The organism is bacterium (assembly GCA_040753555.1).
Taxonomy (GTDB): Bacteria; UBA9089; UBA9088; order UBA9088; family UBA9088; genus JBFLYE01.
Genome location: JBFMDZ010000158.1, coordinates 1 through 4,835, shown reverse-complemented (window position 1 = coordinate 4,835; position 4,835 = coordinate 1). Strand labels below are relative to the sequence as shown.

General features: G+C 36.6%; 2 protein-coding genes. Both read left to right on the top strand.

Annotated elements, in window-relative coordinates; translation table 11 throughout:
- A partial coding sequence (locus tag AB1630_10325) for a DUF2723 domain-containing protein (protein ID MEW6104184.1) occupies nucleotides 1-1,931 on the top strand: 1,931 nt, incomplete at its 5' end.
- 179 nt (nucleotides 1,932-2,110) lie between these two features.
- The coding region (locus AB1630_10320) for a right-handed parallel beta-helix repeat-containing protein (protein ID MEW6104183.1) at nucleotides 2,111-4,835 on the top strand (2,725 nt) is incomplete at its 3' end.

Sequence of the window (4,835 nt, the reverse complement as noted above, 5' to 3'; positions counted from 1 at the left end):
TTCACGATTCAGGTGAGCTAATAACCTGTGCCTACACCTTAGGCATTGCCCATCCCCCAGGATATCCCCTCTATACATTATTTGGCAAAGTTTTTGTAACCTTAATCCCTATAGGAAACATTGCCTTTAGGATGAATATGCAATCCAGCCTCTTTGCCTCATTGGCTTGTATGATGGTTTATTTCATTACCTTAAAACTGAGCACCAGAGCACCAGAGCACCAGAGCACCAGAATAATTCCTTCCATTGTGGCAAGTCTAACCCTTGCTTTTTCCTTAACCTTCTGGGAACAAGCGGTAATTGCCGAGAAATACACCTTAAATGCCCTCTTTGCCACATTGGTTATCTTTATCCTCCTTAAATGGCAAGAAGGGTCAAGGGTCAAGGGTCAAGGGTCAAGGCTACTTTATTTGTTTTCCTTTATCTTAGGCTTATCCTTCACTCATCACTTTCAGACAATCTACCTTGTTCCAGCAAGTATATTTTTTATTCTGGCTACATTGTGGGAAAAAAATCCGCAATCCAAAATCCGAAATCCGAAATTGAAAAATCCGAAATCCGCAATCCGAAATTTACTATTGATGCTTTTTCTCTTTCTCCTGCCCCTTACTTTATGGCTTTACTTACCCTTAAGGGCAAGCCAGGAGCCTGTAATGAATTGGGATTGTCCGGATAATTGGCAGAGGCTTATTTGGCATATAAGTTGTAAAAATTATCGTGCTACTTTGCTTGAACCAATGATTCAAAGTTTTAAGTTACGCTTTATTCCTCATCTTAATCTTTTTATGTACCAATTTAGATGGTATTTTATTTTCTTGGGAATAGCCTGCTTTATTTTTTTATTTGCCAAAAGACTAACATGCGGTGCGTATTTGTTTTTAATGATTGTTACCAACTTTCTTATCGCTATAAGGTATAATATTCCTAATATTGAAGATTATTATATCCTCTCTTTTCTTCTTTTTTCCATTCTCGTTGGCTTGTGTGTTTATTTTTTATATTCTCTTTTCTGTACTTTATGGTATAAGTTTCTTCCTCATTATTACTTAATACTTTGTAAAACAATCTTTTGTGTATTTTTTTTAATTCTTCCTGTCTTGCAATTTAAAGAGCATTATTATTCCTCTGCCTACTTTAACCATTACATTAGCTATGACCACGGGAGAAATCTTTTAAAGTATGTTAAGGAAAAGGCAGTAATTTTTTTAGAAGGGAATGAGAATGTTTTTCCTTTCTGGTACCTCCATTATGTTGAACATCTAAAATCAAGTTGTGTACCCATTGTTATCTTCTTCTTATGGAAAGACCAGTTGTTGCAGGATCAACCTTATATCAATCAAATCAAAGGAAAATATCCAGATATAAACCTTACTACTTTCGTTGATAAAAATCCGGTTGTCTCAATGGATGACTTTCGAAAGATTAGAGTAACAGAGCTTATAGAAAATAATCCAAGGAGAAGGCCAATTTATGTAAAATTTGATAAAAACTTGTTAGATAAATATGGTTTAATTCCTGAAGGAATTTTGTGGAGAGTTTCGGAGAAAAAACTAACTAGGGAGGAATTGATTGAACAAATGGATAAAAATGAGCCAATATTTAATTTGCAAAGAATACTTGTTAAAACTTGTTCAAGCAAGAATGAAAATTACCATCGCAATCTGATAATTTCCAAATACTTAAATTTATTTCAGCATCGAGGAGTTTTTTATGTCTCTTACAATAAATATGAAAAAGCAATTAAGGAGTTTGAAAAAGCTTTAAGAATATATCCAGAAGATAGCAAGACTTGGTGTTACTTAGGAATTCTCTATTTTCAAAAAGATTTTATTGAAGATAAAGCAATAAAAGCGTTTGAGACTGTACTAAAACTTGACCCAAATAATACCTATGCAAAACAAATGCTTAAGGAATGCAAAAAAAACCCTTGACAAAGGTAAAGGACAATAATTATGCTTATGCTATGAAAGTGAAAGTCATAATCACACACATACACACACACACAGAGAGAGAGAGAGAGTAACTCGCCAAAAAAAGTTTTATATAGAATCTACGAAAGCAGGCTTGATTTTGAGCCTGCTTATTTTTTATTCAAAATTGGAGGTGTAAAATGAAAAGACAAATTTTTGTGTCTTTAGTAGTTTTGGGATTATTGGCTTTTAAGCCAATTTGGGCAGAGACCTATATTTCTGGGACAATTACCAGCAGCACAACATGGGTTTTAGCAGATAGCCCTTATGTTGCAACAGATACAGTATTTGTAGCTAATGGCGTAATTTTAACCATTGAGCCAGGAGTTACTGTAAGGTTTACCACAAATACATCTTTGATGTGCTATGGCACATTAAGTGCAATAGGCACACCCGAGGGCACGATTACATTTACATCTGACCAAGCAACACATACAGCTGGGCATTGGAATGGAATCAAACTTTCTGGAAGTGGAGCAAATGGAAGCCAAATCAAGTATTGCGACATTGGCTATGCAAAGCAAGCTGTTTATTTGGAAAATGTATCTGGGATTGTGATTATCAATGGCTATATTCATGACAACAAGGGAGATAATGGCGGATTCCCTGGAAGTATTGGCTGTGGAATTTATCTTTCAAATTCATCTAACAACATTATTGGAATAAATACAATTAAAAATAACACAGGAGGTCAAGGAGGAACAGGTGGCTGGGGTGGTTCGGGTGGTTCTGGTGGTATTGGCTGTGGAATCTATCTTTATCAATCAACAAACAATATAATCTCAGAAAATTCAATATCAAGTAATACAGGAGGTCAAGGAGGAACAGGTGGTCTTTATGGTTCAGGTGGTCTTGGTGGCATTGGCACAGGAATCTATTTTTCAAATTCAACCAACAATACAATATCACAAAATACAATATTAACAAACACAGGGGGCCAAAGAGGAATAGGTGGCAGTGCTGGTGGTACAGCTGGCAACTCTGGGCAAGGGTATGGAATATATATTGAGCCAAATAGCTTTAATAATACAATTACAGTTACGAATACATATAACAATGAGCCAATCTTTTATTATTACAATCAATCAGGAATAACCATTGAAAATCAAAATTTAACATTAGCTGGCTCTGGTTCAACAAATTTAGGAAGGATTGTTTTAACTCAATGCTCTAATTTTACCATAAGAAATAACACAATTTCTGGTGGAATTGGTCAAAATGGAATAACCAGTAACCCTGGTAATTTGGGTAGTATTGGTTGTGGGGTATATCTTGGAACATCAACAAATGGTACGATTATTAACAACACAATATTCCAAAACACAGGAGGTCAAGGAGGAGCAAGTGGCTTGTGGGGTGGTTCAGGTGGTTCAGGTGGTATAGGCTGTGGAATTTATCTTTTATCTTCAACTAATAATATAATATTAGAAAATTCAATATCAGATAACACAGGAGGTAAGGGAGGTAATGGAGGTAATGGGGACGACTCGACTCCAGGTGGTTTAGGTGGTTTAGGTGGCATTGGTACAGGAATCTATCTTTCAAATTCAACCAACAATACAATTTTAAATAATACAATATCAAACAATCAAGGAGGCCAAGGAGGAACAGGTGGTTATAAGAGTTCAGGTGGTTCAGGTGGTATTGGATGTGGAATTTATCTTTCAAATTCAATAGGAAATCCAATATCACAAAATACAATATCAGGAAACAAAGGAGGAAATAGAGGATATGGTGGAGGATATGGCAATTATGGCCAGGGATATGGAATCTATTCCATTTCTAGCTCTAATCCCGAGATTCATTATAACAACCTCTTAGGCAACAAAAATGGCGATTTAACCAAAGGCTATGGCGTTTATCACGATGGAACCTCTGGAACCATCTCTGCAACTTACAATTGGTGGGGACATTCTTCTGGACCAGAGCATCCAGTTACAAATCCATCAGGTCAAGGAGATAAGGTAAGTGATTGGGTTGAGTATAGACCCTATCTTTTAGGAATATGTACGGCATCAAGTATTTCAGTTATTCCCACCTCTGGCCCAATAGGCACAATAATAACTGTCCAAGGCCAAAACTTTGCTACAAATTCTCTTATTTCTATTGATTTTGGCACCCATCTTACCATTGCAATTACAACCTCTAATGAATATGGCTCATTTTCAACCACCTTCATTGTAGACACCCAACCATCCTGCACAAAGATAATTACTGCAAGTGATGAATATGGAGGAACAGCTATTGCCCATTTCAAGATTCAAGGTGCATTTATTACAAAGCTCTCACCAATCTCAGGCTCTGTTGGAAGCATAATAACAATAGAAGGAGTAGGTTTTGCTGGTTCTTCTTTAAGCATAGATTTTGGAACAATGCCAACCATAACAACAACAATGTCAAGCATCAACGGTACATTCTCCACAACCTTTATTGTCAACACCCAACCCCCTTGCACAAAGCTAATTACCGCATCTGACTTTAAGGAAATAGCAACCATGATATTCTTGCTTATTCCCAGTCCAAGGATTACACATCTTCTTCCTCAATCAGGTTTAGCGGGAACAATTATAACCATAGCAGGCTCTGGCTTTGGACCAAATACCCTAATAACCATTGCCTTTGGAACAAATCAAAATATTACGAACACCCTCTCATCGGCACTTGGTTTTTTCTTAACCACATTTATTGTAGATACTCAACCTGTCTGCACAAAAATAATTACTGCCTCAGGGGATTCTTGTGCAGGTTTGGTATATGCCACCACAACATTTAAGCTTATTGGCATCCCAGGTATATCCTTAGAAAAATCTGGACCAGAAGAGGCCCTAACCCTATCCACCATTACCTATACCCTCAAATACCAAA